Genomic DNA, 25,529 nt, shown 5'->3' with positions numbered 1-25,529 from the left:
ATAGATTATAGTTGGTTTATCTATGGAATTGAACTATTTAAATATTATATATCTGTTTTATATTTGTTTAAATTTTTCCTTATTTTAAACCATTCAATAGTTTCTTTAATACCTTCTTCAAAAGTATATTCCTCTGACCATTGAGTAAGTTTTTTTAGTTTTTCATTGGATCCAAGTAACCTGTTTACCTCACTGTTTTTAGGTCTTATTCTTTCTTCTTCACATATAATTTTAGCCTTTGGATTTAATTGCTTTATAAGCTCTTCTGCAAGATTTTTTATTGATATTTCTCTTTGACTGGCTATGTTTATTTCTTCCCCTATTGTATTCTGACTTTTCGCAATTTCAACAAAGCCATTTACAGTATTTTTTACGTAATTAAAATCTCTTGTAGGCGTTAATGATCCTAATTTTATTTCATTTTTACCTGACAACAACTGCATTATTATTGTTGGAATAATGGCTCTTGCTGACTGTCTAGGTCCGTAAGTGTTAAAAGGCCTTACTATTGTTATTGGTAAAGAAAAACTTCTATAAAAAGACTCAGCTAATCTGTCGGCACCTATTTTAGTAGCTGAATAAGGTGATTGTCCTTGATAGGGATGTTCTTCAGTTATTGGTACAAACTTAGCACTTCCGTAAACCTCCGAAGTGGAAGTTATTAATATTCTTTTTGTATCAAGTTCTCTAGCCGCCTGTAATACATTTAAAGTCCCTTTTATATTAGTGTCCACATAAGAATCAGGTGAATGATAACTAAAAGGAATTGCTATTAGTGCTGCAAGATGATAGACTTCTTCAATATTTTTCATTGCTTCTCTCACACCATTTGGGTCTCTTATATCTCCAGTAAATATTTCTATTTCCTTTAACTTATCTTTACTTAATGAATCTAACCATCCCCATGAGTTAATTGAGTTATAATGTATAAAAGCTTTAACATTGCATCCTATGTTTAAAAGTTTTTCTATTAAGTGACTACCTATAAAACCGGCTGCTCCTGTCACTAAAACTTTTTTCATTTATTGCCTCCAATAATATTAATTTTCTTGATCTAATTCAAACAAATTTTATAACTTAGATTCTTAAATTTACTTAGTTTATTATTAAAAACTTTTATTTTGTAGTAATATCTTATGTCATAAATGAAGCAGTAAAATTCTCCATTATAATTTGTAGTAGTATAGCCACAAAATTTTTTATGATATTTTATTTGATTTGAACGATTTTTATATGGAAAGTATGCTTCAAGAAAAACTACTGCATTTTGGACTGGATATCCATTTTCGTAGCATACTTTGCCTCTTATTATCACTTCTTTAAAATATGATTTATAATTATAATTTTTCATTTTAGGATTCCTTCTATATCGAGTAATCACTTTTGATTGAGCAGCTTAATTTGTTGTTCATATACCTTAATTTTATAGTTAATATTATAGAGTTTTTCAAGGACTATAGCGTATTCTCCATGCTTGTTAGAAATTGCATATCCGATATCAATTGCTTTATATGGTTTATAATTATAATCTATTTTTTTTATAGCAATAATTGCCCCATCTATCGGATTTGATTTTCTATCTAAAATTTTTCCTTCTATTAATATTGTTCTTTTTCTTTTTACTACAATTTTTTTGTTTATAATCCTATGCAACTTTAACTCTCTTGGAGTTATCATAATTTCTGCATATGATGACAATTTTTCATATCTCCTTTATTTTAATATTTAAAGGAGAATATACTACAATTTCATAAAACATTTCTGGCAAAGCCTCTATAGAAAGTACATATTCTCCTTCATTATCAGTGTACGAGTAACCTAATACTTTTCTGATATTTTCTTTATAATCAACTTCTATGACTTCAACTGCAGCACCTGAAATTGGCTGCATTCTTACATTGTAAGCGACCCCTTTAATAATGACCCTTTTTCTAGGCATCATAATTATATTTAGTTTATGATTTGCTCTTGAATCCAAATTATTTGTGTTAATCAATATTGAATCTTGTGAACATGTGCTAACTTTTTTCTTACCATTTCTATTTTTCTTCATTGGCATTTTCAGTAAATATAGTTACTGTCATATCATTATCTTCTGTTGCGTCTTCAGCTGGTATTATGGATCCAGATATTTCTTTTCCATTCACTATAATTTTATTTATCTTTACCTCTTTATAAGATTTTCCATCTATTATTTTTTCCATAAAACTTCACCTCTACTGATTTATTGCATAATAAAATTCTGCAAATGTTTCTAATGCTAATGATTTAACTTTCTCGAGAAGCCCTTTCATTTTAAGAAAGTATGATAAGAAGCATTTACTTTGATATTTTAAATTTGAAGTCAAAGATTCGTAATCTACAGCATGCATATTAAAAATTTCTTCCTTTACATCAAACAAGAATTTATTATAGTATCCGCCAAGATAATACCTTTCCGTAGATGATTCAAAGTCATTTACGATGTCCATAACGTCTAGAAACTTTTGAAAATCTTCATCATTTTCGTCTATATCAACTAAAGATTTATCTAATTCATTTGTTAATAGACTATTGCACAGAGCTTCTCCATTATTTGTTTTGTCTATATATTCTTCTAGATATTTTATTACATCTGAAACGACAGTCTCTGCGTCTACTTGTATAGATTTATCTACAATACACTTTTTATTAACATTATTATTTGTATACGTCTTAAATACATCACATAATTCCTTATGAGGTGCACCTTTAATTTCTGCTCCATAAGATACATTAATAAATTCTACCTGCTTATGCGTTTTGTAGAAGTCTATATATTCTTCCATTTTTAATCTAAATTGATTAAGTGTTATATTAGTCCTTATTTTTTCACCAAATATATTTTCAACTTTTAAACTTGCTTCATAATTTTTGGTATCATCACTTTCAAATATAGCTGATTCTGAATGATGTTTATCATAAGTGAAGGCTAAGTCTTGTCCTACTAATATTATTGGAGAGCAGCCCATAATATTTGCAATATCTATACATGTATGCGCTACAGATCCTCCTAAAAATGTTCCTTTAAGATTATTTAATTCCTGTATAGTATTTGATAAGAAAGTTGATAAATAAATCTTTTCCCCTTCATAATCTCTAACTAAATATCTATTACTATATTCATAAAATGCTAAGGGAGAATTTTCTTTTAAATAATCCTTCATCATATCGTAATTATCATCTACTGGATCTATTGAAACTATCATATCTGGTTTTATATTATTTTTTATAAGGGCTTTTAATGTCCTGCTTCCAGCTATTATGAAGTATCTTTCTAATTCTTTTTTATGCGTAACCATATCGGCTATATTTTTATCTAAAGATGGTCCGGCAGAAACTACTATGGCTGGGATACCTTTGTTTATATCTTCATAAGAATTAAGAGGGGTTGAATTTTTTAAAGCTTTCAAATTAGCTATAAAATTCTTGATAAATATATCTTTAAATCTATTTGCAACACTTATGGAAGAGCATGCCGTATAATATGCATCGTCTAAATTCTCTATAAATATTTCATAATCATACTTGTAGACTTCAGCATAATTTCCAAAAGCATGAACATATAAATTATTGAAATTTGTACTATTTATTTCTTTATATAAATTAGCTTTTATATTATCTTTATCATAAAAAATCAGATGAATATTGTCCTTATTAATCTTTTCTTTATTGTAGTTAAATATATCTTTATTGGGTTCAAATATTAGTACCTTGTTCTTTTCACATAGCACATCATGTACGCTATCTAAGTATTCTCCTGTATCGATTCCAAAAATAAGAATTAATGAATCGAACTTAATATCATTTACTGAGCTTAATAAATTTTCAATTTCTTTTTTGTAATTCTCTTTATCAGCCAGATAACAATTATTATCATCTTTTTCTATACTAAAAACATGATAACCATCTAAAGTTTTTACCTTTTGCATACTATCCCCTTATTTACCTCTAAGGTATTTTTATTTACAATATATAATATTAAATATTAATTTGTTTGATACGAATATTTCGGGTATATATTAAAGCTATCCCAAATTAACTTATAAATTATTTTGGGATAGACACATTCATATATTTTTGTAATCCTAAGCACCAAAGAATTTGATTCTTAATTGAGTTTTAGCTCTACAAGTTACACCATACCTACCAGTTGCATCTGTAAAAGTAGTGTGATCTGCAGGATCAGTTGTTAATCTAGTACTTTCCCAAACCTGAACAGCACCACTTTTCATAGCAGCGCCTGAAGGGCTTAAAGCAGTTCCTTTCAATAAAAACATTCCCCACGTATTTGTGCTGATTTTTTGAGTAAAAGGCAATCCTGAATTTGCTTCACTCGATGGCACTACCATTGTTTTTGGTTTATAATTAGCCATAATATTCTCTCCTTACATACTTCTTCTAAAGTTATTCTACCTATATAATATGAAAAAAAATTTGTATTGTTACTATAGATAAACAATATTTAACTTAGAATTATACAATAATTCACCGAAAGGAGAAACATTGTTATTTCACAGGACCATGAAAATTCTTCTATTTTTTAACTGATATATATTTCATAATATAAATCTAGCTTATAATTGTTTTATTTATAACTTTATCATGGAGAATATGCAGTTAATTTATAAGCATATCCTTTTTTCCATAATAAAGGTATTCCATAAGAGCCATCATTTAATGTAAATGTTATTCCTATATTTTTTTCAACTGCTGGATCCAAAGTGTTGTTTATTTGAATAATTTCTATAGCCGCACCTGACAATGGCTTCCCATGCGGATTACAGACTGTACCTTTAAGTAGTATGTATTTATCATTTGGTAGAAAAGCATTCATTGTTATTATTCTTTTTTTTAGTAATTCATTTCCTGATATTATCTTTTTAACCATAGCGCACATTAAACTTTGACCTCCTACACCAATTGTTATCTATCAAATTTGTTTCCATGCTTTATATTATTAAAAGAGTTACTTTAACGTGCGCTATGGAAGTAATTTTCTTAGAACTTTAAATAACTAGATTTTGTATCCTTGAATTTTTATATTTTAATTGGTATTAAAAAAGAGCAGGATTTTGTGTATCCTACTCTTTTACTATAGTTATTATTCATTAGATTCATAATTTGTTATTTCTTTTATTGTATTATCTTCATTCATAAAAACAACGGAAGGTTTATATTTTCTAGCTTCATCCTCATTCATTTGCGCATAAGCTATTATAATAACTTTATCACCAGGTTGTACTAACCTTGCTGCGGCACCATTTAAACAAATAACTCCTGAATCCCTTTTACCCGGAATCACATATGTTTCAAGCCTTGCACCATTATTTATATCAACTATTTGAACTTTTTCGTTTTCTAAGATACCTGATGCTTCCATTAATGTTTTGTCTATTGTAATGCTTCCTACATAATTTAATTCTGCCTGTGTAACTGTAGCTCTATGTATCTTTCCCTTTAACATTGTAAGTATCATTTATGAATTCCTCCTAATTTATATAAATATAATAAAGTTGATATATTTCTCTTCTCTTACTCATGATAAACTAATTATTTTTATATTCTAAAGTTCACACTATACCAGAAAGAGAAGGTGCTTTTTTGTGCAGTGTTGCATTGAGCATATCACTGTAGATATTTCTTCAGTAGAAGTTGTTCCAATTTTGCTTGTCACAAGCTTGTCTTGGGATCATGCAGAATTGGGTACAACTTCTGCTGTTAGAAATTCACAGTGATATTCTCTAGCGACCGAACAACAGAGTACCCTCTCTTTCGGTTGTATAAGTTTGTTATTTACTATATTTCAAATGTAAAATTATCTATTAATCTTGTTTTTCCTATATAAACTGCAATTGGAATCAATACATTTTTCTTAATGATTTCAACACTTTCTAGTGAATCACTATCTACAATTTCTACATAATCTATTTTTGCTAATGGTTCTGAATTTAGTACCTCTTTTATTGCATTTTTAATATTATTAGCATTTCTTTCACCTTTTTTTAAGGCATCTTTAGCTATTTCTAAACTTCTACTTAATACTAATGCTGCATTTCTTTCATCTTTAGAAAGATAAGTATTTCTTGAACTTTTTGCTAGTCCGTCTTCTTCACGGATTATAGGGCAAGCAACTATTTCTACATCAATATTTAAATCTCTAACCATTCTTTTTATAACAGCCACTTGTTGAGCATCTTTTTCTCCAAAATAAGCTTTATCAGGAGTAACTATATTTAAAAATTTTGAAACAACTAAACATACTCCATCGAAATGCCCTGGTCTTTTAGCACCGCAAAGTACACTTGTAAGACCTGATACACTAACACTTGTAGATTTATCTCCATAATACATTTCACTTGGTTCTGGATTAAACACTATTGATGCGCCTGCATTAACGCAAAGTTCCAAATCTTTATTTATGTTTCTTGGGTAACTATCATAATCTTCATTTGGGCCAAACTGTGTTGGATTTACAAATATGCTCACAACGACCTTATCATTTTCTTCAACAGCTCTTTTTATAAGGCTCTCATGACCTTCATGCAAAGCTCCCATTGTTGGAACATACCCTACAGAAAGTCCATCTCTCTTCCATGCCTTAATCAAATTTCTAAGCTCTTTAATCTCTTTAACTAACATTACTGATCACCCTTCTCATCTTAATACTAAAATTTAGGTTCATTATCACATAAGTATAAATTTAGTACAATTTCTTTAATTCATTTTCATCTATTTTAAAAGTATGTTTTTCTTCTGGGAAATCTCCGGCTTGTACTTCTTTAACATAAGAGCTAATGGCATCTCTCATAACGGTACCTACATTTGCATATTGTTTTACGAACTTTGGCACAAAGTCATTAAACATGCCTAACATATCTTGATAAACTAAAATTTGACCATCGCAATATTTTCCAGCTCCTATTCCTATTGTTGGAATTGAAACTGCATTTGTTATAAGCTCTGCAACTTTTTCAGGAATTCCCTCAAGAACAATTGAAAATGCCCCTGATTTCTCAATAAGTATAGCATCATCTATAAGCTGTTTCGCCGCTGCTTCACTCTTTCCTTGAACTTTAAATCCTCCAAAAGCATTTACTGATTGGGGAGTTAATCCTATGTGTCCCATAACTGGTATTTGAGCATCTACAATAGCTTTAATTTGAGCTGCAACATTAGCGCCACCCTCAAGCTTAACAGCATTAGCTCCACCTTCTTTAATTAATCTTCCTGCATTTAAAACTGCTTGTTCGATAGATACATGATATGATAAAAAAGGCATATCACTTACAATAAGAGCATTTTTAGCACCCTTCTTAACAGCTTTTGTATGATAAATGATTTCATCCATAGTAACAGCTAATGTATCTTCTTCACCTTTAATAACCATGCCAAGAGAATCTCCAATTAAAATCCCGTTAACACCACTTTCATCAATGATTTTTGCCATTGAGTAATCATATGCAGTGAGCATACTTAATTTCCTTTTCTCTTCTTTGGCTTGTTTAAAAGTTAATACTGTATTTTTCACTAATTTACGCCTCCTAAAAACTTATAAATTTCCAAATGCTTCTTTGAATTACTTAATACATTTTCTATTTGACTCTTATTTTCCATGTCATAGAAACATTCTTCTATGTTTTCTGTAATATCTGCATTATTTTTATCTCTCAAAGCCACAAGTTTTAATAGATTAAAAGATAATATCTTATATAAATCTTTATCTTTATCATCTAAAACAGAAATATGCTTCTTAATTGTTGTGATATCTCCTCTTGCTATAGGACCTGTTAAAGAATTAACAAAGCCTTTTGCATAAATACTATCAATGTTACCCTTTATTAAAGGTTTTAAAGCATTTAAAGCTTCTTCATCATCTAGCCCAAGTTTTTTTAAATAACTTGTACCTATATCAAGCAAAGATAATGTCAAATTAGATACAAAAACGCTAGCTAAATGATATGTTGAGGAATCTTCTGCTTTTCTAACAAAGTACCTATTTCCAATGAGCTTAAGTACACTAATAATAGATGAATCTTCTAAAATATCACCTTCAATTGAAAAATATATGTCTTCCAATTCTTTTAAGTTTGTTTCTTTACTAGAGAATGCAAATATTGGATGTAGAGAATAAATCATTGCACCAGAATGTTTCGCATTACATAATACATTTGATTTGAGTGAACCACTTGTGTGGCAAATAGATTTGTTATTTAGATCAAATTTTGATAATTCAATATCTATAATTGAAATGATGTCATCAGGAGTTGTAATAAATAATATATCACTATCTTTAATAATATCTTGAATGCTGTTATAAAATTTAGATTTTGTAATATTTGCTGCATCCATGGTATTTAAGTCATCTTTTCCATAAAAGCCGCTTAATTCTATCCCTTTATGAGTAAAGTAGCGTCCTAAACTCACGCCTACCTTCCCAGGACCAATAAATCCAATTTTAATGGTATCACCTCCATATGCGTGTGAGTGATACAACATCCTAATTTCAATCTCATTCATTATAGATATGAGTTGTATTATATATAATTAATGCTAAAAAATTTGGTGTAACTCTTTTTCGATACTACCCACACATATTCTACCACTATGTTTTGATTTTAACAATGATAATTTTTTTTTATTCTTTAGGAATTTATATTCCAGTAAAATCTATGGATAACTTAAAAAAGGTTTATTGGATAGTTTGGGTATTTAAAAAAGAATAAAAAGAAAATCTTATTCGCCTGCATAAAATGTTCTTATATGCAGCATAGCTGCCATTTCTGATGTGCAGATTTTTCTCACATGCGTTCGAAAAGGCAGATGCGTGAAAAAAATCTCCGGCTCCACAGTCGCCTGCGATTTTTTTATTTGAATACAAAAAAAGCAAGATTACTTTTTAATTCTTGCTTTCTCGTATTTTTATAAAAACTTATACAATTTCTTCTATTGTAATTACATTTTCAAGGCTATGAAGCTTTAAAATGTACTCTGAATGATTAATTTTTTCAGGTAATGTTAAAGTCATTCTAAGCCCAATTATATGATTGTCAAGCTCTTTCGCTTTCTTAAGTTCTAGATTAGAAATTTTTGTTCCATCTAGTTTTATTGCATTCATAAAGTTCGTAACGCCTGCTATATGCTTGAGCTCAGCATATACATCCAATTCGTTAGACTTAGCCCTATAATGTAAATCTGCTTTATGAAGTACTGTTAATACACCTAATAAGAAAAAGCATGAAATAATAGCGCCTTCATAAAAACCAATTCCAATGGCAAGTCCCATACATGCGCAGGCCCAAAGACCAGCTGCAGTTGTAAGGCCTTTAACTTCATTACGCCCAACTACGATAATAGTACCCGCACCAAGGAATCCAATACCACTTATAACTTGAGCACCCATTCTGCTTACATCATCCTGAATGTGTAATATATCTCTCATGTATTGCCCTGTTATCATAATTAAAGTTGCACCAATACAAACTAATATATGAGTTCTAAGACCAGCCGGCCTTTTTTTTCTTCCTCTTTCAAGCCCAATAATCCCTGCACAAATAGTAGCAAGAGTAAGCCTTAAAATTATAGATGCAGTATTAACTTCCCTTAAGTAGTTTGTCAGTTCATTTATTGTATTCTCCATATAACCACCTTCATAATTGCTGGTATCTTATTGTTAATTATAATTAAATAATTCTAAAATTTCATTTTCATTTAACGAATGTATGAATTCTCCTACGGATAAATCATCACCTAAAATCTTATTTATTAGCTCTCTTTTTGAATCCTGTAATTCCACTATTTTTTCTTCTATAGTTCCTTGGGCAATTAACTTAATCACTTCTACTACGTTTTTTTGACCAATTCTATGTGCTCTATCAGTTGCTTGATCTTCAACTGCAGGATTCCACCATGGATCAAAATGTATTACTATATCCGCACTTGTTAAATTCAGACCTGTACCACTAGCCTTTAAGGATACCAGGAATACGGTATTTTCACCATTATTAAATTCGTCAACCATCTTCATTCTATTGATTGATGAAACTGATCCATCTAAATATGAAAATAAGAAATTTTTTTCTTTAAGTATTTTGCTTATATTCTTTAATACAGAAGTAAATTGCGAGAATACTAATATTTTATGTCCCTCATCTATACTTTGTTCCAATAATTCAATTAATGCATCAATTTTTCCACTACTTCCTAAGTAATTATCCATAGTTACAGACGGATCTAAACATATCTGACGAAGCTTAGTTATATAAGCCAAAATTTCTATTTTGCTCTTACTAAACTCAAAATCTTCAACTTTCTTTTGAATTAAATCTTTAGTATAGTTAGCATAGGTTTCATATACAACTTTTTGCTCATCACTTAAAGGAACAAGAAGTCTTTTTTCTATTTTATCAGGTAATTCTTTAATTACATTTTTCTTATACCTTCTAAGAATAAATGGTTTTACAAGCCTATTTAACTCTTCAAGAATTTCTGGTCCTTCTTCAAGCCTTCTATGATATCTAGTTACAAATTTCTTCTCGTTATATAAATACCCTGGCATTATAAAATCAAATATTGACCATAATTCCATCAATGAATTTTCTATCGGTGTTCCTGTCAATGCAAATCTGATTCTTGCTTTTATTTCCTTGACTGACTTAGAACTTAAAGAAGATTGATTCTTTATATTTTGAGCTTCATCTAAGATACAGTAATCGAAATTCATATTATATAATTCTATGTCACGTCTTAATAAATTATAGGTAGTTAAGATTACATCATATTCTTTATAGTTATTAATCAGTTCTTCTCTTTCTTCTTTTACCCCATTGCAGATTGCAATTTTCATTGATGGAGCAAATTTATTAAATTCATTTTTCCAATTATAGATTAAAGAAGTAGGTGCAATAATAAGAGTTTTTGAATCTGGCTTTGAAAGCAATAATGTTATTGTTTGCAGTGTCTTTCCAAGTCCCATTTCATCACCAAGTATTCCACCAAAACCTAAGTAATCTAAAGTTCTAAGCCAATTATAGCCTTCTTTTTGATACTTTCTAAGTTTAGCTTGAAGTCCATATGGAGGTTGAAAGGCTTTATCCTTAATGTTACTTAATCTTTCTTTAAGATCCTTAATTTCATCACAGCTATTTATATATCTTAACTCTTTGTCTTCTAAATAATCTTCAAGATAAGCTCCCTTGTTAATTGGAACATTAATGAGATTCTCATTTAATTTTTCTTCTAAAAGTAAATTATCTATAAGGGTCAATGATTCTTTCAATGCTTCATCTTCTAGGTCTAAGAATTCTCCATTCTCAAGCTTGTAATATTTCAAGTTATCTCTAAAGCTTCTAAGTATTTTTGCAGTTTCTTCTGGAGATATATCAGAAATTTTAAATCCAAACTCAAAATAGTTGAATTTACCTTTTCTAACTTCTCCAACAAAATCTGATTTCTTAATATCTTTTATTCCCTTAAATCTCTCAGAATAAAATACTTCACCATATCGTTGAAGCTTTTCTATTTCATATTTAAAGAATTTAAAAGCCTCATCATCATCCCTTAAAAAGAATAATCTTCCATTGACTTCTTCAAATCCAAGACTTTTTAATACTCCTAAAACTTCATATTCTTTATTAGTATCTCTGTAAATAATTTTATCTTTGTATTCTTCAAAAAAATTAAATTCATGTCCTTCATATGATACCTTAAACAATAATGAAATATCCTTATCTTTATCAAAATAAAACCTGAAGATTACGGGCGCGATTACAACTTTTTCTCTAATATCCTTAGATAAAACTAAATCATTTGTTACTTTTTGAATCGAAGGTATTAATTCTTTCAAAATTCTACTTTCATTGATCTTATTGAAACTAACTTTGTTAGTAGCATTAAATATTTTTAAATATGGTGATAATCTCTCACATTGTTCTATTGATGGAATGTATATGGAAGTACCGAATAAGAATACATCTTCATTTTGAGTTAATGATTCTGGTATTCCATTAGGAGCTTCTAAAATTATATTGTTATTCTTACTCAATAAAGCAAATGGAATAGGCATATCCTCTTCTATTATTTCAGATTCTAATATTCTATAAAAGAATCCATCGCCTAAAAAAACTCTATTCTTTTTTATAATGTATAAAAATTCTTTAAACATCATATCAGGAATTGTAAGAGTCTTTCCTTCTATTAACTTATCCTGATAACGTCTAAAATTTCTATCATGATCTGCTAAGTTTTTTATATTATTCATGAATTTTATTAATCTTCTATCTTCATAAGAAAGACTTTGAGTTTTTATATCAAAAATAAATTCTTTTCCGTACTTAATTGGTACTTTATTATAAACGCATGTTAAAAATTGATTAATATCTTTAACTATATACATCTTATTGCTTCTTCTTAACCCTATTTTAAACTCAATTTGAAGTTTAGAGGACCAATTGTTTTTATTAATAATAACTTCGAATTTTAGCTTTTCTTTATCCGTATCCCCAACAAGTAAAGATAATAAATCATCATTAGAATTCTCCTTAATTCTGGCTTTATTATTTTTAGCAGATAAATTATTATTTAACTTAGTTCTTAACTCTTCATCTTCATCAATATTTTTTAAGAATGTATAAAAAGTAGCTATTATATGTTTACAACAGTAATTGTCACGAGAAAATTCGTTTTTCTCAAAGTCTAGACAACTACAATGAGTCCCTATAATTTCTTTAGTCATATTATCAATTTCAAGCTTACACGAATATTCACTTAGAAGGCTTTCTGAAACTACATTTGAGTTTATTTTTATATAATCTTTATCTACTTTAACATTTATTTCTCTTAACAAATCATTTTTCAGAACACGTTGACCTTTTGTAAGAGATGAATTTGTTATATTCTTATTAAAACCCTCTAGTAAAATTTGTTTTATCAATGTTTATCACCTGCATTTTTATTTTTAACTTCTTTAATTCTTTTAATTAAATCTACACTGATATATTGGGATTTAGAAACCCCTTTTCTAAAATATCTTATTTGCTTATAGTCACGGCCTTCAATATTTATATCTAATATATCAATTCTTTCAGCATTAAATATAGTAGGTTCATTTTTTCCTTTTAAATATATATGTATTTCCATTTCATTAGGTGAGATTATTTAAATTAGTAATTTAAAAATAATCCCATATCCTCCTTTTAAAATTATATTTAGTTATTATTTTTGAATTCTTCAATTGCTTCAGCGATTTCATTTAGATATTCCCATCGCTCATATTTATTATCTAGTTCACTTTGTACTTCTTCTTTTTCATGCATCAATTCATTTAGTTTCCCATAGTTTGAAGCATTCTTTGCCATTTCCTTTTCTAAAGAATTGATTTTTTCTTCAAGCTTAGCAATATCTTCATCTATAGTTTCATATTCTTTTTGCTCTTTAAAAGTAAACTTAGGTTTATTGTCTTTAGTTTTTTCCTTAACGCCTTTTCCTTTATCTGCTGCAAATTCATTGCCACTTTTATCATTTGACTCAACAGATTTAATCTTCTCAATTTCTTTTGAAATCAAAAAGTCGCTATAGTTACCGTTATACTCCTTGATATACCCATTTCCTGCATAAGAGAATATCTTTGTACAAATTCTATCTAAGAAATATCTATCATGGGATACAACAATGATTACACCCATAAATTTATCTAAAAAGTCTTCTAATATTTTTAATGTTTCGATATCTAAATCGTTAGTAGGCTCATCTAATATTAAAAAGTTAGGTGATTCCATTAATACTCTTAAAAGATGAAGTCTTCTTCTTTCGCCACCAGATAATTTTTCAATCGGAGTATACTGCATAGTGCTATCGAATAGAAATCTTTCACACATAGTAGAAGCCATTATTTTAGTCCCATCTTCTACAGGTATGTATTCTCCACCTTCTTTAACATAATCAATTACTCTTAGCTTAGGATCCATGTTGCTATTATCTTGTGCAAAACATCCTATTTTAACTGTATCACCAATTTCAATTTTTCCGCTGTCTATTGGAAGTCTTCCCCTAAGAATATTAACTAAAGTTGTTTTTCCAGCCCCATTTTCTCCAATGATACCAATTCTATCATTTCTCAAAAATATATAATTAAAGTCTTTAATTATAACTTTATTTCCAAATGACTTAGAGATATCGTATAATTCAACTACTTTTTTTCCAAGCCTAGAACCAACAAATGATATATCTACATCTTCCTGTCTTTTAATGCTTTCTTCGCTTACTAATTCGTCAAATCTTTGAAGTCTTGCCTTTTGCTTAGTAGTTCTGGCTTTAGCACCACGTCTAACCCATTTCAATTCGTTTCTTATAAGAGCGTTTTTCTTTTCTTCTTGTGATTGTTCTACTTCAATTCTTTCAATCTTCTTTTCAAGGAATGCAGTATAATTTCCAGGATAAGTATATAAATTTCCTCTGTCCAATTCAATAATTCTATTTGTAACTCTGTCTAAGAAATATCTATCATGAGTAATCATCAAAAGAGCGCCTTTCCTAGAATTTAGGAACTCTTCAAGCCATTCAATGGAATCTGAATCTAGATGATTGGTAGGCTCATCTAATATAAGAAGATCACATGGTGTTATAAGTGAACAAGCAAGTGCTATTCTCTTCTTTTGTCCTCCAGATAAGTTTCCAACCTTTTCTGAATAATTCTTTATTCCAATTTTATTTAAAATTGTCTTTGCTTCACTCTCCATATCCCATAAGCTTAAGGAGTCAATTTCACTTTGAACCTTAAGTAATTCATTATTTAAAGAATCAAAGTTTTCACCATTGCAACTATTAATCTTATCTAATAACTCCTCATATCTTTTTAAAAGTTTCATTTCTTTAGTGTCACCTTTAAAAATTTGTTCTAAAACAGTTGCATCTTCATCAAATAAAGGATTCTGATCAAGATATTCAATTCTAACATTTTTACCCTTTACTATATTTCCATCGAAAAATTCCTCTCGGCCAGAAACTACTTTTAAAAATGTTGATTTACCAGCACCATTTATTCCAATTAAACCAATTTTATCTCCATCATTAATTCCTAGTGAGACATTATTTAATAATATTTTATCACTATAATTCTTGCTTATATTTTCCAAAGTAATTATATTCATTAATTTTAAACTCCTTTATGTGATTATATACATACTATTTTAACATAGGATGCTCATAAACAGAAATTTAGATTGAATTTAAACAAAAAAAGACTACCTATATAATATAGATAGTCTAAAAGTAACATATCTTGTTTCAAATAATTACTGTATATATTAATGATTCATTTATTTTTTTTAAGATTTTGACTTGAGATTTCATATCTTTCTTCATTATCTTCTGTATTATAAAAAGCATTACAACCAATCAATAAAGCACAAACAAAAATTACTATTCCTAGCATAATTATTCCCCCTTTAATATGGATCTGATTATATATTTATTATAACACAATCCATATGTAAACGATATACTATTTTGCTTTTTTTATTTCTATTTACATCAATTTCTTAATTATTGTTTTCATAATTATTAATTTTGCAGAATTTTCAAAAAATTATTGACAATGCTTATAGCTTTTTACTATAATTTATACAAACCTATATAATTTAAAAACTGTGAAGAGGAAGAGTACATATATTACTGAAATAAAGAGAGAGAATAATTGCTGGAAATTCTCATGATGTATATATGGAATGTAGCCTTGGAGTTTTTAATCGAAATCTTAATTGTTAGAGAGTAGAATTAAACGGATTGTCTACCGTTAAAAGGACAATAATATCGGTTCTTTAACCCGTATTATTAATAAGTGTGTATTTGATTATACAAAATTAGGTGGTACCGCGGTGATTATCTCTTCGTCCTATAATATTTATAGGATTGGGAGTTTTTTTTTACACAAAATAATATTTAATCTTATATCAAGTAATCAAAAAGTAATAAAATCGAACTTTTATTTAATCAATAAAGATAATGAAATATTCTAAGATATTTATGTAAGGAGTGATTTCTTTGAAATATAATGGTGCTGAAATAGTTATTAAATTATTAGAGAACGAAGGAGTAGAATATATATCAGGCATTCCAGGAGGATTTAATCTCCCACTTTATGATGCTTTATATAAAAGCAAAAAAATCAAACATATATTAGCACGTCACGAACAAGGCGCTGGATTTATTGCACAAGGCATTTCAAGAAGTACAAATAAAGTTGGGGTATGCTTTGCAACTTCTGGCCCTGGAGTAACTAATCTTTTAACTGCTATTGCAGATGCTAAACTTGATTCAATTCCTCTTGTTGCTATAACAGGTCAGGTTCCTCTATCAGCAATAGGTACTGATGCCTTTCAAGAAGTTGATGCTTATGGATTAACAATTCCAATTACTAAGCACAATTTCTTAATTAGGAACATACATGAACTTTTTACAGTTATAAAAGAAGCTTTCAAAATAGCTTTAGAAGGAAGACCTGGACCAGTGCTTGTTGATATTCCTAAGAATATTCAGAATGAATTTATAGACTTAGAAGACTTTCCTTCTGAAATTGCATCTGAAGATTTACCTAAAAGAGATGCAATAAAAAGCTCTACTCTTTATTGCATAGCTGAATTAATTAATGATTCAAAGAAGCCTATAATTTATGCAGGTGGAGGTGTAGTTAATTCAAACGCTTCATCCAACTTATATAAAATTGCAAAGAAAAATAATATACCAGTTTCTTTAAGCCTTATGGGGCTTGGTGCTTTTCCTTGTGATGGTGAATTGAGCATTGGAATGCTTGGGATGCATGGCGCACCATATACAAATTATCTTCTAAACGAAGCTGACTTAATCTTGGCCCTAGGAGTAAGGTTTGATGATAGAGCTACAGGTAATATAGAAAAGTTTTGCCCTAATGCTTCTATAATTCATATTGATATTGATCCATCTGAAATAAATAAAGTTAAAACCAGTAGTTTATCTATGATCGCAAATGTTGATGACTTCTTAGAAGATATACTTCCACATATTGAAAGTAAAAGTCGAAACACTTGGAGGGAAAGAGTTAAATGTTTTAAATCTAAATATCCACTCCCTTCTTATAAAAACATACTGCATCCTGCTAATATAATTCCTTTTGTAGGAAACATAGTTCCTAGTGATGCAGTTATTACTACTGATGTTGGGCAGCATCAAATGTGGGTAGCTCAAAGATACCCTTTTAAATTACCAAAGGCTTTACTAACTTCTAGTGGTCTTGGAACTATGGGATTTGGACTTCCAGTAGCCATAGGTGCTGCATTGGCCAATAAAGATAAGACTATAATCTCTTTCTGTGGTGATGGATCTATTTTAATGAATATTCAGGAACTCGCTACCCTTGCTGACTTTAATCTAAATATAAAAGTAATTATTTTAAATAATCATCATTTAGGACTAGTGCGTCAGCAGCAGCAATTATTTTATAATGAACATTATATAGCATCAAAATTTATATCAAATCCTAACTTCAAAATGATAGCAGAAGGCTTTGGAATACAATCTTGTGATTTAGGTAATGAGGAAAAACCTTTAGAAAAATTAAAAGAATTGTTAACCGTTGAGGGACCCTGTGTAATAAATATACCTATTGAGGAAACTGAAAATGTACTTCCCATGGTTCCTCCTGGTAAATCAAATATAGATATGATTGGTGGTGAAAATTTAAATGATTAATACTAACTTTTATCTTATAGAGCTACATGTTAGAAACCATTCTGGTGTTATGAGCCACATAACTGGGCTTTTTGCAAGACGTGCATTTAATTTAGAAGGAATTTTATGTGCACAAATAGGTGATGGTTCTACAAGTAAAATGTACTTACTTGTTAAAAATGATTCTGTACTTGATCAAATAATAAAGCAATTGGAAAAACTCTATGATGTTATTGAAGTTTCAGTACACCAAGATTATGATCAGTCTGTATTTGAAAACTTAAATAAAGTACTAAAACTTAAACAAGAGGATATTTGAGATTTGATTCTATAACTTAATTAAGCTTAGAATAATAAATAAAACTTAGTTTTAATTCAGAAATAAAAATAAGGATAATAAACAATATCTCTACTGTTTATTATCCTTATTAAATGAACCGCTCTATAAGAAAGTTTGTAATTATCTTGGGAGTATAATGTTAGCATTGTGTAAATTAATATTAACATAGTTTTAAAATTTATACAAGACTATTTTTATCTGCTTTATATACTATTAAAAAAAGATATTATATAAAATGCTCTTCAAAAATATTTTTTACAATAAAAAAAGCTAATGCACTTAAACATTAGCCTTTAAATCTTAGGTCATATATTAACTAGTTTAGTTCTTCTATTTCTATTTTAATTAAATGAACCTAATAAATACATACCCCCAAAAATAAAAATAGCTACTAATACTCCAGCCAGCGCTAAGCACAATGGGTTTACTTTTTTAATTTCACTAGAATCATCATTTTCTCCTTCAGATGATTCTTTTCCAGATAGCACATACTCTGCGTATTCAGAATTTTCAGTATGTACAATTCTTTATTTTCTGGATTCTTAGTTTTACTAATATTTAATTTATTCACCTATTAATTCATTTTTAACATATTCATTAATATTTTCTTCTTCGCCTTCAAATATTTCTGTCAAATGCAATATTATCTCTTGTTCATCTTCAGGAAGATATTTTATTGTTTCTTTGATTGTATCTATATTTACATCTTTCATAAAATAAAATCACCGCCTTAATATTGTTTTATTTCTAAATCTCTTAGTACAGCTTTTTCATGTTTATATGTTACTATAAATCTCTGTTTATTATCTTTAGATTATGTTAATAATTCCTTAATATAATATTACAAAAAGTTAAAAGTTAAATTAGCTCGAAATAGGGATAAACTTATTATGAAAATAGCCTATTGTATTTTCTCATTTGACATTATAACTTATTTTCTTGTAAATTATTGTCTTTATGTGAAAACAACTTCAAGTTAATATCACTTATTTTTCTACATATTTATTCATATAAAGTGCTTGTTCGAAAATAAGTAAGATATAAACTAATATATAAGAAACATTTTTTTAATTATTCTATCAAACATTAAAATTATTGCAATAAAGATAAATAATTGATTATATAATTAAATTGAATACTCTCATGTTTGTTGCTGTTTTCTAAATATGATAAGAAAATATCACAAACTTGATTATAGAGATATTGATATTTTCACTACATAAATTTATATTAAATATTAGTTGTTCATTTTACTTAATTTAAATGGTTTTTCTATATTGATTTCTTTGTTTTTTAATAACTTTAAACCCATATAACTAATAAACACTATGGTGTAACTGCTTAACCTTACCCAATCTATTTCCTTTTCGTTTAAAAGTATAAGTATAATATGAAGATATGCTAAAAAGTAAAACAAATACGCCCATCTTTGAATCCTCTTCCATTGCTTTCCTTGCATTTTACGTCTTATTTTCTTAAATGAGGTAATGAGTAATGGTATCATTATAATAAACCCAATGAGTCCAACTGCTATATAGCTTAAGTATAATACAGGAAACGAACCTTCATTAATGATTTTAGGAAGCTTGAGTATTATAAATCGAATAAAATATACTATTCCATGAGGTAACAGCATGATTGCACCTATAATTGCTAATTCTGCTCTAATGCTGCGTAATTTCTTTGTTATTGTCCATTTTTGATTTAAAGCTCCTGCATACATTACTAATATAAAAAATGATACTGATATCAATCCTCTTATTGAAGTTTTTTCAAGCGTTAGAATAACCCCTTCAAGCTTCGCGTTAGATGTTATCCGTAGTATTTCATAAAATGATGTGATTATCGCAATACCCGTTGCCAGCGAATAATAAAGATAATAATGCTTCTTAATTGATGATGTTAAAAGTAATGATAAAATCGTTACTAGAATTAATGTACAAATAAAGATCATATTTCTACTCCTTATAATTATTATTGATAATGAATATCACTAACAATTATATTTTATCATGGCTATTACGTTAAGATTTAGCAATCTTTATTTTATCTAATGGCTAAGAAATAAAGTTGAATGAATTTATAATCACTTTTTTTGAATATTACTTTAAGATTAGTATATTTTGGTCACCATTACATAGAAAAAGAGATAACCATAATTATTATAGTTATCCCTTAATCTTATTTCCTATATAACTTATATTATTCTACCATTCAGCTTTTGTTCCATCATAATTTTTCCAACTTGGATTAGACCAGTTAATACCTTCCATGGCAACTTCTTTTACTTTATCTTCATCAATAATAAGTCCTAGAGCTGGTTTTGTTAGCAAGTCTACAAAACCGTCTTTATATTGAATAAGGCCTTGCTATTAAGTGAACACTATGTCTAAAGAAATATGTTTTATTTACTAGAAGCATAAAAAAGATATCTCTAATTAACAGAACTTTAATGATGGGAGAATATAAATAATGTTTTTAAAAGTTGAAAATTTAAGAAAAAGCTATAATACGGGTGATATAACTACTACTGTCTTAAAAGGTACCGATATAAGTTTAGATAAAAGTGACATAGGAGTAATACTAGGGCCTTCTGGTTCTGGAAAATCAACACTTCTTAATATTATAGGAGGAATTGACAGATGCGATTCAGGTATTGTTTCAGTTGATAACATAGACATTACTAAACTAAATGATAATCAGCTTACAGATTATAGGCGAGAAAATATCGGATTCATATTTCAGTTTTATAACCTAATACCTAATCTTACTGTAGGTGAAAATATAGAAGTTGTTTCAAATATAAGCAAATCACCGCTTAACATTGACGAGGTACTGAAAGCTGTGGATATGCTTGATAAAAAGCATAGATTTCCAAGGGAACTTAGTGGTGGTGAGCAGCAAAGAGTTTCCATTGCAAGAGCTATAGTTAAAAATCCTACTCTTTTGCTATGCGATGAACCAACAGGTGCTCTAGATTTTTCAACCTCAAGGGAAATCTTAAAGCTTCTTCAAAAGGTAAACAAAGAGTTTGGCACGACTATACTTATGATAACTCATAACACTGCAATTAGTGCTATGGTCAATAAGGTTTATAGGGTTAGAAGCGGCGAAATTGTAGAGAGTACAGTTAACAGCATCGCAATGCCTGCAGAAAGGATTGAGTGGTAATGATTATTAATAAAAAAATCAAACGAACCATGCTGGAAAGCAAATCACAATATATAGGCTCATTAGTACTTATCGTTTTTAGCTGTCTGCTTTTTATAATGTTTAATTTGGTTTCGAGGAATCTTACAAAACTATCTTCTTCCTTTGAAAAAGATTATAAGCAAGAAGATGTAAGTTTTATAGCCACTCCAAGAATAAATAACATTGAAGCTCTGGAAACAAAATTTAATATGAGTATCGAGGAAACAAAGTCATTTGACTACTTGGTATCAGAAGATAAAACCCTAAGAATATTTAGTGAAAATAAGAAGGTTAATATTCCTGCTATAATTCAAGGAAAAGCTCTAAATAGCGGTAAAATTCTCATAGATCCCTCATATGGAAAAGCTAACAAATTAAATATTGGAGACAGCATAGAAATTAATGATAGGAATTTTATAATATCAGGTTTTATGTCTCTTCCTAACTATATCTATCCCTTAAAAAGCGAATCAGACATAATGAATGATCCAAGCAGCTTTGGAGTAGCTGTTATAAGTAAAGAGGACTTTAATAGTTTAAATAAAGGCAATGTTTCTTATTCAATAAGATTTAATGGCGATAGAAGTAATATAGATATCAAGATATCAGAGTTTAAAGATTATCTAAGAAATGAAAATATTATTCTTATAAGTTGGATGAACACAAGTGATAATCCAAGAGTTACGTATTTTACAGCAAAGCTTTCTGGTATTGATAAGATGAGTTCTTCCATGCCTATAGCTGTACTTCTTTTAACCTGTATATTAACTGGAATTGTTATGTATAGAATGTTAAAGAGAGAAGCTGTTATTATCGGAACCCTTTATGCCTTGGGTTATAGAAAGAAAGAGATTATGAAGCACTATCTCCTATACCCCATAGTCATTTCACTTGTAGGCGGTATTCTAGGAACTCTCCTTGGATTACTAACCTTAAGACCTATGATGAACTATTATGTTTCATTCTTTAATATTCCAGTAGGTTCTTTAAGCTATGATATAAGCTATATTATAGTAAGCATTTTACTGCCAATATTCTTCTTAGTAATCTTCAGTTACTTTGTGGTTAATAAATCCCTAAAAAATTCACCACTCCAGCTAATGCGAGGTGGGACTGAAAAGAATAAGGTTGGTTTCTTAGAAAGAAAAGTAAACCTTGAAAGATTCAGTTTTAATACTAAATTTAAAATACGTGAACTCCTAAGAAGCATACCTAGAAGCATATTTCTGTTACTTGGCATAGTTATGTCAACAATGCTGCTGCTCATGGGCTTTGCATCTAAGAGCTCAATTGACTCCTTACTTAAAGAATCTTTTAATGAAGCCTTTAAGTATAATTATCATTATGTATTTAACTCTATCCAAAATGGTGAGCCAGAAAAAGGAGAACCCTTCTTGGAAATCCCATTTGTGATGAAATACGACGATAAAACTACTTTTACAGTATATGGTGTAAATCCTGATTCAAAGTATATTTCATTTAAAGATAAATCAGGTAATACATTGAAACCAGATAGAATCATCGTTACAAAACCTCTTGCCGATAAATTTAATATAGCGCCAAAGGATACTCTAAAAGTTATCAATAGATTGGATTCAAAAGAATACACCATAACAGTTGACAGCATTGCAGAAACGTTTGTAGGACAATACGTTTATATGCCGCTAGATACACTTAATAATATGCTTGCTTTCCCTTCTGGAAGTTATATTGGATTATGGAGCACGGAAAAAATAGACATTCCAGAAAATAAACTCTTAACAGTTGTAACTGTTGATGATATGAAAAAAGCCTTTGATACAATGACAAAACCGCTCCAAGCAATAATCGGAAGTATAGCTTTCATATCCTTTATAATCGGGCTTATTGTAATATATGTTGTTACTTCTCTAACTATAGAGGAGAATAAAGATAATATTTCTCTTTTAAAGGTTTTAGGTTATAGAAAAAAAGAGATTTACTCATTAATTTTAAATAGTTCTAGGTTTATAGTGGTACTTGGTTACATACTAGGAGTACCTCTCCTACTTGGTTCCTTAACTGCACTATTTAAATCAATGACAAAAGAAATGAGCATATCTTTCCCTGTAACACTTGATTATATCTATATTATAATTGGTTTCGTAATAATATACTTAACCTTTGAATTATCAAAATTACTAAGCAGAAAAAAGATAAACAAAATTTCAATGTCTGAAGCATTGAAATCTAGAGTAGAATAAACATAACAATATGCTTTTTTTATATAGTATAGGTTATCAAATGATAAGATGGTCTGTTATGCAGTTTCTAGAAAGATAATTATAAGATTCTGGTAACTGGTTAACAGATCATCTCTAAATGCACGAAAGAAAGCTCATAGTAAACAAAGATAGGAACAACTTTTACTCTATATTATATTTCCATTTCCTTAACATTATCTGCTATTATTAAATCGGCATCTGTTGTTTTTACAACTTCATCAACAGTTAAACCTGGTGCTACTTCTATTAGAACTAATCCTTTATCTGTAACTTTCATAACTGCTTTATCTGTAATTATTAGATTAACACATTTGGCAGCCGATAAAGGCAATGTACATTTTTTTAATACTTTTGGATTCCCTTTTTTATCATTATGACTTAATGCAGCTATTACGTATTTAGCTCCCACTAAAAGATCCATTGCGCCGCCCATACCAGGCGAAAAAACTCCAGGTATTTGCCAATTTGCAATATTTCCTTCTTGATCTACCTCTAAAGCGCCTAATGCAGTTATGTCAACATGTCCACCTCTTATTATTGCAAAAGATAAATCCATATCAAAGGTTGATGATCCTGGTAGTAAAGTGATTGGAGATCCACCTGAATTAGCTAGATCTGGGTCAGATTCTCCTATCTTTGGAGTTGCGCCAAACTTCAATGCGCCATTTTCACATTGTAGTGTTATTTCCATTCCTTTTGGTAAGTAATTAGCCGCCATATTAGGTATACCAAATCCTAAATTAGCAACCATTCCTTCTTTAAATTCTTTTGCGATTCTTCTTGCAATTATCTCTTTACCATTCATCATTTTCACCCCTATCTCATTTTATTAGTTCTTATCCATAAATCTTCAAAATATTTTCTTCTATCTTCAAAAGAATCACCTTGAACTATTATATCTACTAATATACCCGGTGTTCCAACACTATCAGGAGGGATTTCGCCCACCTCAACGATTTCATCCACTTCAGCTATAACTAAATCAGCAGCAAGTGCCATACTTGTATTTGTCCCTTTTGTTGTTCCTCTATATACAATATTTCCGAACTTATCAGCTTTATAGCCTTTAATTAATGCAACGTCTGCTTTTATAGCTGGAAATACTAAATATTCCCTTCCATCTACAATAAGTTTATCTCTTCCCTTCTCGATTTCTGTACCAAGTCCAGTTGGTGTTATAACTGCGCCAAGTCCGGCGCCACCAGCCCGTATACATTCAACTATGGTTCCCATAGGTATAAATTCTACTTCTAATGTGCCTGCATTATATTGTTCTTGTGCTTCAGGGCAAGTACCAATATGTGCCCCTACAAATTTTTTTATTTGTTTATTTGCTATGAGCTTACCAACATCATGAGTCTCTCCTGGTTGAGCTGATACAGCTTGAATAAGTGTAAGATCTTTAATATTTGTATTCGCTAGCGTGTCTATCATCTTTAATGGAGCACCCACTCCTAAAAAACCTGCTGTCATTATCTTCATGCCATCTTTAATATTTTTTACTGCTTCCTGTACTGTCTTAATCTTTGTCATTTCTCTATACACCTCCAGATTTTTATAATATGCTATCGATTATTAAAGAAAGTTTATTATTTAAGAGCAATTATCCCTTTTAGAAATTTAGCTGTTATAATAATATTATTATTTATGAATTTATATTCCAACTAAATCCAAAAATCGAAAGCATAACGTCTAATAAGTTTTTATAAAATATTTTATAACATATGGAAGCATATAAGAATTACCATTTTCAATTTATATAACATAATGCGTTATAAGTTTATTAAATAAAATAATTGATTTGAATTTTACTGAGCTTTTGAGCAAAAAAATAGATGTGAATTAGAATAATTTTTCCTAATTCACATCTGTTTTTATAATGATCTTTTAATCCACTAAACCCGCATGTTTCCAATAAATCATAAAAATCCTAGGTTTTGCTTCGCACTTTTTCATAAATGAGGATATTTCATAATTAAAATATCCGAATCTGTGGATAACTTTTAGAAATTTTTAAAAAAAGCCGATAGCGAAGC

At 29.1% G+C, this 25,529-nt stretch carries 26 protein-coding genes and 1 other annotated feature; of the genes, 5 read left to right on the top strand and 21 right to left on the bottom strand.

Annotated features, from left to right (window positions below; genetic code table 11):
• Positions 1-44: 44 nt before the first annotated feature.
• The 9 genes from ACJDTP_RS10540 to panD all read right to left on the bottom strand — a co-directional run bounded on the left by ACJDTP_RS10540 (position 45) and on the right by panD (position 5,497).
• Complete coding sequence (locus ACJDTP_RS10540) at positions 45-1,022, bottom strand: NAD-dependent 4,6-dehydratase LegB (protein WP_406761142.1); 978 nt, start codon at positions 1,020-1,022, stop codon at positions 45-47.
• A 32-nt stretch (positions 1,023-1,054) separates the two neighbouring features.
• A complete protein-coding gene (locus ACJDTP_RS10535) occupies positions 1,055-1,351 on the bottom strand; it encodes a hypothetical protein (protein WP_406761141.1) in 297 nt (98 codons plus the stop codon).
• A 26-nt stretch (positions 1,352-1,377) separates the two neighbouring features.
• Positions 1,378-1,698 carry a hypothetical protein gene (locus ACJDTP_RS10530; protein WP_406761140.1) on the bottom strand — a complete coding sequence of 107 codons (321 nt, stop codon included), beginning with the start codon at positions 1,696-1,698 and terminating at the stop codon, positions 1,378-1,380.
• 4 nt (positions 1,699-1,702) lie between these two features.
• Complete coding sequence (locus ACJDTP_RS10525) at positions 1,703-2,053, bottom strand: hypothetical protein (protein WP_173714972.1); 351 nt, start codon at positions 2,051-2,053, stop codon at positions 1,703-1,705.
• On the bottom strand, positions 2,040-2,204 hold the full coding sequence (locus ACJDTP_RS10520) for a hypothetical protein (RefSeq protein WP_161223099.1): 165 nt from the start codon (positions 2,202-2,204) through the stop codon (positions 2,040-2,042). Before ACJDTP_RS10520 ends, ACJDTP_RS10525 begins: the two co-directional genes overlap by 14 nt.
• Before the next feature lie 12 nt (positions 2,205-2,216).
• Positions 2,217-3,950 (bottom strand): motility associated factor glycosyltransferase family protein, encoded by a 1,734-nt coding sequence (locus ACJDTP_RS10515; RefSeq protein WP_406761139.1) that lies wholly within the window; start codon positions 3,948-3,950, stop codon positions 2,217-2,219.
• A gap of 156 nt (positions 3,951-4,106) precedes the next feature.
• Complete coding sequence (locus ACJDTP_RS10510; protein ID WP_078115481.1) at positions 4,107-4,394, bottom strand: hypothetical protein; 288 nt, start codon at positions 4,392-4,394, stop codon at positions 4,107-4,109.
• A 227-nt stretch (positions 4,395-4,621) separates the two neighbouring features.
• Positions 4,622-4,918 (bottom strand): peptidase associated/transthyretin-like domain-containing protein, encoded by a 297-nt coding sequence (locus tag ACJDTP_RS10505; RefSeq protein WP_078115480.1) that lies wholly within the window; start codon positions 4,916-4,918, stop codon positions 4,622-4,624.
• A 204-nt stretch (positions 4,919-5,122) separates the two neighbouring features.
• Complete coding sequence (gene panD, locus ACJDTP_RS10500) at positions 5,123-5,497, bottom strand: aspartate 1-decarboxylase (RefSeq protein ID WP_077845191.1); 375 nt, start codon at positions 5,495-5,497, stop codon at positions 5,123-5,125.
• Positions 5,498-5,624: 127 nt separating this feature from the next.
• Between panD and ACJDTP_RS10495 the strand changes: the two genes are divergently transcribed.
• On the top strand, positions 5,625-5,756 hold the full coding sequence (locus ACJDTP_RS10495; protein WP_017210509.1) for a hypothetical protein: 132 nt from the start codon (positions 5,625-5,627) through the stop codon (positions 5,754-5,756).
• Positions 5,757-5,817: 61 nt separating this feature from the next.
• Here ACJDTP_RS10495 and panC read toward each other — a convergent pair whose 3' ends face one another.
• The 7 genes from panC to ACJDTP_RS10460 all read right to left on the bottom strand — a co-directional run bounded on the left by panC (position 5,818) and on the right by ACJDTP_RS10460 (position 15,164).
• Positions 5,818-6,660: a pantoate--beta-alanine ligase gene (gene panC / locus ACJDTP_RS10490; RefSeq protein ID WP_078115479.1), complete on the bottom strand. Its 843-nt coding sequence runs from the start codon at positions 6,658-6,660 to the stop codon at positions 5,818-5,820.
• Between the two features lie 61 nt (positions 6,661-6,721).
• Complete coding sequence (panB, locus tag ACJDTP_RS10485; protein ID WP_077845189.1) at positions 6,722-7,549, bottom strand: 3-methyl-2-oxobutanoate hydroxymethyltransferase; 828 nt, start codon at positions 7,547-7,549, stop codon at positions 6,722-6,724.
• On the bottom strand, positions 7,549-8,538 hold the full coding sequence (locus ACJDTP_RS10480; RefSeq protein WP_406761138.1) for a Rossmann-like and DUF2520 domain-containing protein: 990 nt from the start codon (positions 8,536-8,538) through the stop codon (positions 7,549-7,551). The genes panB and ACJDTP_RS10480 overlap by 1 nt, the downstream gene beginning before the upstream one ends.
• A gap of 412 nt (positions 8,539-8,950) precedes the next feature.
• Positions 8,951-9,658, bottom strand: a complete 708-nt coding sequence (locus ACJDTP_RS10475) for an MgtC/SapB family protein (RefSeq protein WP_017210515.1) — start codon at positions 9,656-9,658, stop codon at positions 8,951-8,953.
• Between the two features lie 33 nt (positions 9,659-9,691).
• Positions 9,692-12,949 (bottom strand): DEAD/DEAH box helicase, encoded by a 3,258-nt coding sequence (locus ACJDTP_RS10470; protein ID WP_406761137.1) that lies wholly within the window; start codon positions 12,947-12,949, stop codon positions 9,692-9,694.
• The gene (locus ACJDTP_RS10465; RefSeq protein WP_012058853.1) at positions 12,946-13,155 is read right to left on the bottom strand and encodes a hypothetical protein; all 210 of its coding nucleotides are present in this window, start codon (positions 13,153-13,155) and stop codon (positions 12,946-12,948) included. Before ACJDTP_RS10465 ends, ACJDTP_RS10470 begins: the two co-directional genes overlap by 4 nt.
• 68 nt (positions 13,156-13,223) lie before the next feature.
• Complete coding sequence (locus tag ACJDTP_RS10460; RefSeq protein ID WP_406761136.1) at positions 13,224-15,164, bottom strand: ABC-F family ATP-binding cassette domain-containing protein; 1,941 nt, start codon at positions 15,162-15,164, stop codon at positions 13,224-13,226.
• Positions 15,165-15,653: 489 nt separating this feature from the next.
• Positions 15,654-15,913, top strand: a binding site (T-box leader).
• A gap of 143 nt (positions 15,914-16,056) precedes the next feature.
• Here ACJDTP_RS10460 and ilvB point away from each other — a divergent pair.
• Positions 16,057-17,739 carry a biosynthetic-type acetolactate synthase large subunit gene (gene ilvB, locus ACJDTP_RS10455; RefSeq protein ID WP_406761135.1) on the top strand — a complete coding sequence of 561 codons (1,683 nt, stop codon included), beginning with the start codon at positions 16,057-16,059 and terminating at the stop codon, positions 17,737-17,739.
• The gene (ilvN, locus tag ACJDTP_RS10450; RefSeq protein ID WP_077844328.1) at positions 17,732-18,037 is read left to right on the top strand and encodes an acetolactate synthase small subunit; all 306 of its coding nucleotides are present in this window, start codon (positions 17,732-17,734) and stop codon (positions 18,035-18,037) included. Before ilvB ends, ilvN begins: the two co-directional genes overlap by 8 nt.
• Positions 18,038-18,621: 584 nt before the next feature.
• Here the strand turns inward: ilvN and ACJDTP_RS10445 are convergent.
• The 3 genes from ACJDTP_RS10445 to ACJDTP_RS10435 all read right to left on the bottom strand — a co-directional run bounded on the left by ACJDTP_RS10445 (position 18,622) and on the right by ACJDTP_RS10435 (position 20,391).
• The gene (locus ACJDTP_RS10445; RefSeq protein WP_017210521.1) at positions 18,622-18,771 is read right to left on the bottom strand and encodes a hypothetical protein; all 150 of its coding nucleotides are present in this window, start codon (positions 18,769-18,771) and stop codon (positions 18,622-18,624) included.
• Between the two features lie 524 nt (positions 18,772-19,295).
• Positions 19,296-20,012, bottom strand: a complete 717-nt coding sequence (locus ACJDTP_RS10440) for a ferric reductase-like transmembrane domain-containing protein (protein ID WP_406761134.1) — start codon at positions 20,010-20,012, stop codon at positions 19,296-19,298.
• A 253-nt stretch (positions 20,013-20,265) separates the two neighbouring features.
• Positions 20,266-20,391 (bottom strand): hypothetical protein, encoded by a 126-nt coding sequence (locus ACJDTP_RS10435; protein ID WP_406761133.1) that lies wholly within the window; start codon positions 20,389-20,391, stop codon positions 20,266-20,268.
• A 139-nt stretch (positions 20,392-20,530) separates the two neighbouring features.
• On the opposite strand from ACJDTP_RS10435, the gene ACJDTP_RS10430 reads away from it, so the two are divergent.
• Entirely contained in the window at positions 20,531-21,229 is a 699-nt protein-coding gene (locus ACJDTP_RS10430) for an ABC transporter ATP-binding protein (RefSeq protein WP_406761132.1), read from the top strand.
• On the top strand, positions 21,229-23,472 hold the full coding sequence (locus tag ACJDTP_RS10425; protein WP_406761131.1) for an ABC transporter permease: 2,244 nt from the start codon (positions 21,229-21,231) through the stop codon (positions 23,470-23,472). The genes ACJDTP_RS10430 and ACJDTP_RS10425 overlap by 1 nt, the downstream gene beginning before the upstream one ends.
• A 172-nt stretch (positions 23,473-23,644) precedes the next feature.
• Here ACJDTP_RS10425 and ACJDTP_RS10420 read toward each other — a convergent pair whose 3' ends face one another.
• Together ACJDTP_RS10420 and ACJDTP_RS10415 are read right to left on the bottom strand one after the other, a co-directional pair.
• Positions 23,645-24,298, bottom strand: coding sequence for a 3-oxoacid CoA-transferase subunit B (locus ACJDTP_RS10420; RefSeq protein ID WP_012058861.1), 654 nt, complete (start codon positions 24,296-24,298; stop codon positions 23,645-23,647).
• Between the two features lie 11 nt (positions 24,299-24,309).
• On the bottom strand, positions 24,310-25,026 hold the full coding sequence (locus ACJDTP_RS10415) for a CoA transferase subunit A (protein WP_406761130.1): 717 nt from the start codon (positions 25,024-25,026) through the stop codon (positions 24,310-24,312).
• Positions 25,027-25,529: the final 503 nt, after the last annotated feature.

This window comes from Candidatus Clostridium helianthi, from assembly GCF_045310795.1.
Taxonomy (GTDB): Bacteria; Bacillota; Clostridia; order Clostridiales; family Clostridiaceae; genus Clostridium; species Clostridium helianthi.
This window is presented reverse-complemented; position numbering and strand designations above follow the sequence as displayed.

What these genes read in the sequence shown, in the direction of transcription:
- ACJDTP_RS10510 (WP_078115481.1), bottom strand. Translation starts at nt 4,394, where the DNA reads ATGGCTAATTATAAACCAAAAACAATGGTAGTGCCATCGAGTGAAGCA.
- ACJDTP_RS10540 (WP_406761142.1), bottom strand. Translation starts at nt 1,022, where the DNA reads ATGAAAAAAGTTTTAGTGACAGGAGCAGCCGGTTTTATAGGTAGTCAC.
- ACJDTP_RS10520 (WP_161223099.1), bottom strand. Translation starts at nt 2,204, where the DNA reads ATGGAAAAAATAATAGATGGAAAATCTTATAAAGAGGTAAAGATAAAT.
- ACJDTP_RS10425 (WP_406761131.1), top strand. Translation starts at nt 21,229, where the DNA reads ATGATTATTAATAAAAAAATCAAACGAACCATGCTGGAAAGCAAATCA.
- ACJDTP_RS10445 (WP_017210521.1), bottom strand. Translation starts at nt 18,771, where the DNA reads ATGAAAGATGTAAATATAGATACAATCAAAGAAACAATAAAATATCTT.
- panD (WP_077845191.1), bottom strand. Translation starts at nt 5,497, where the DNA reads ATGATACTTACAATGTTAAAGGGAAAGATACATAGAGCTACAGTTACA.
- ACJDTP_RS10460 (WP_406761136.1), bottom strand. Translation starts at nt 15,164, where the DNA reads ATGAATATAATTACTTTGGAAAATATAAGCAAGAATTATAGTGATAAA.
- ACJDTP_RS10430 (WP_406761132.1), top strand. Translation starts at nt 20,531, where the DNA reads ATGTTTTTAAAAGTTGAAAATTTAAGAAAAAGCTATAATACGGGTGAT.
- ACJDTP_RS10480 (WP_406761138.1), bottom strand. Translation starts at nt 8,538, where the DNA reads ATGAATGAGATTGAAATTAGGATGTTGTATCACTCACACGCATATGGA.
- ilvN (WP_077844328.1), top strand. Translation starts at nt 17,732, where the DNA reads ATGATTAATACTAACTTTTATCTTATAGAGCTACATGTTAGAAACCAT.
- ACJDTP_RS10515 (WP_406761139.1), bottom strand. Translation starts at nt 3,950, where the DNA reads ATGCAAAAGGTAAAAACTTTAGATGGTTATCATGTTTTTAGTATAGAA.
- panC (WP_078115479.1), bottom strand. Translation starts at nt 6,660, where the DNA reads ATGTTAGTTAAAGAGATTAAAGAGCTTAGAAATTTGATTAAGGCATGG.
- ACJDTP_RS10505 (WP_078115480.1), bottom strand. Translation starts at nt 4,918, where the DNA reads ATGTGCGCTATGGTTAAAAAGATAATATCAGGAAATGAATTACTAAAA.
- ACJDTP_RS10440 (WP_406761134.1), bottom strand. Translation starts at nt 20,012, where the DNA reads ATGATCTTTATTTGTACATTAATTCTAGTAACGATTTTATCATTACTT.
- ACJDTP_RS10420 (WP_012058861.1), bottom strand. Translation starts at nt 24,298, where the DNA reads ATGAATGGTAAAGAGATAATTGCAAGAAGAATCGCAAAAGAATTTAAA.
- ACJDTP_RS10525 (WP_173714972.1), bottom strand. Translation starts at nt 2,053, where the DNA reads ATGAAGAAAAATAGAAATGGTAAGAAAAAAGTTAGCACATGTTCACAA.
- ACJDTP_RS10415 (WP_406761130.1), bottom strand. Translation starts at nt 25,026, where the DNA reads ATGACAAAGATTAAGACAGTACAGGAAGCAGTAAAAAATATTAAAGAT.
- ACJDTP_RS10475 (WP_017210515.1), bottom strand. Translation starts at nt 9,658, where the DNA reads ATGGAGAATACAATAAATGAACTGACAAACTACTTAAGGGAAGTTAAT.
- ACJDTP_RS10465 (WP_012058853.1), bottom strand. Translation starts at nt 13,155, where the DNA reads ATGGAAATACATATATATTTAAAAGGAAAAAATGAACCTACTATATTT.
- ACJDTP_RS10535 (WP_406761141.1), bottom strand. Translation starts at nt 1,351, where the DNA reads ATGAAAAATTATAATTATAAATCATATTTTAAAGAAGTGATAATAAGA.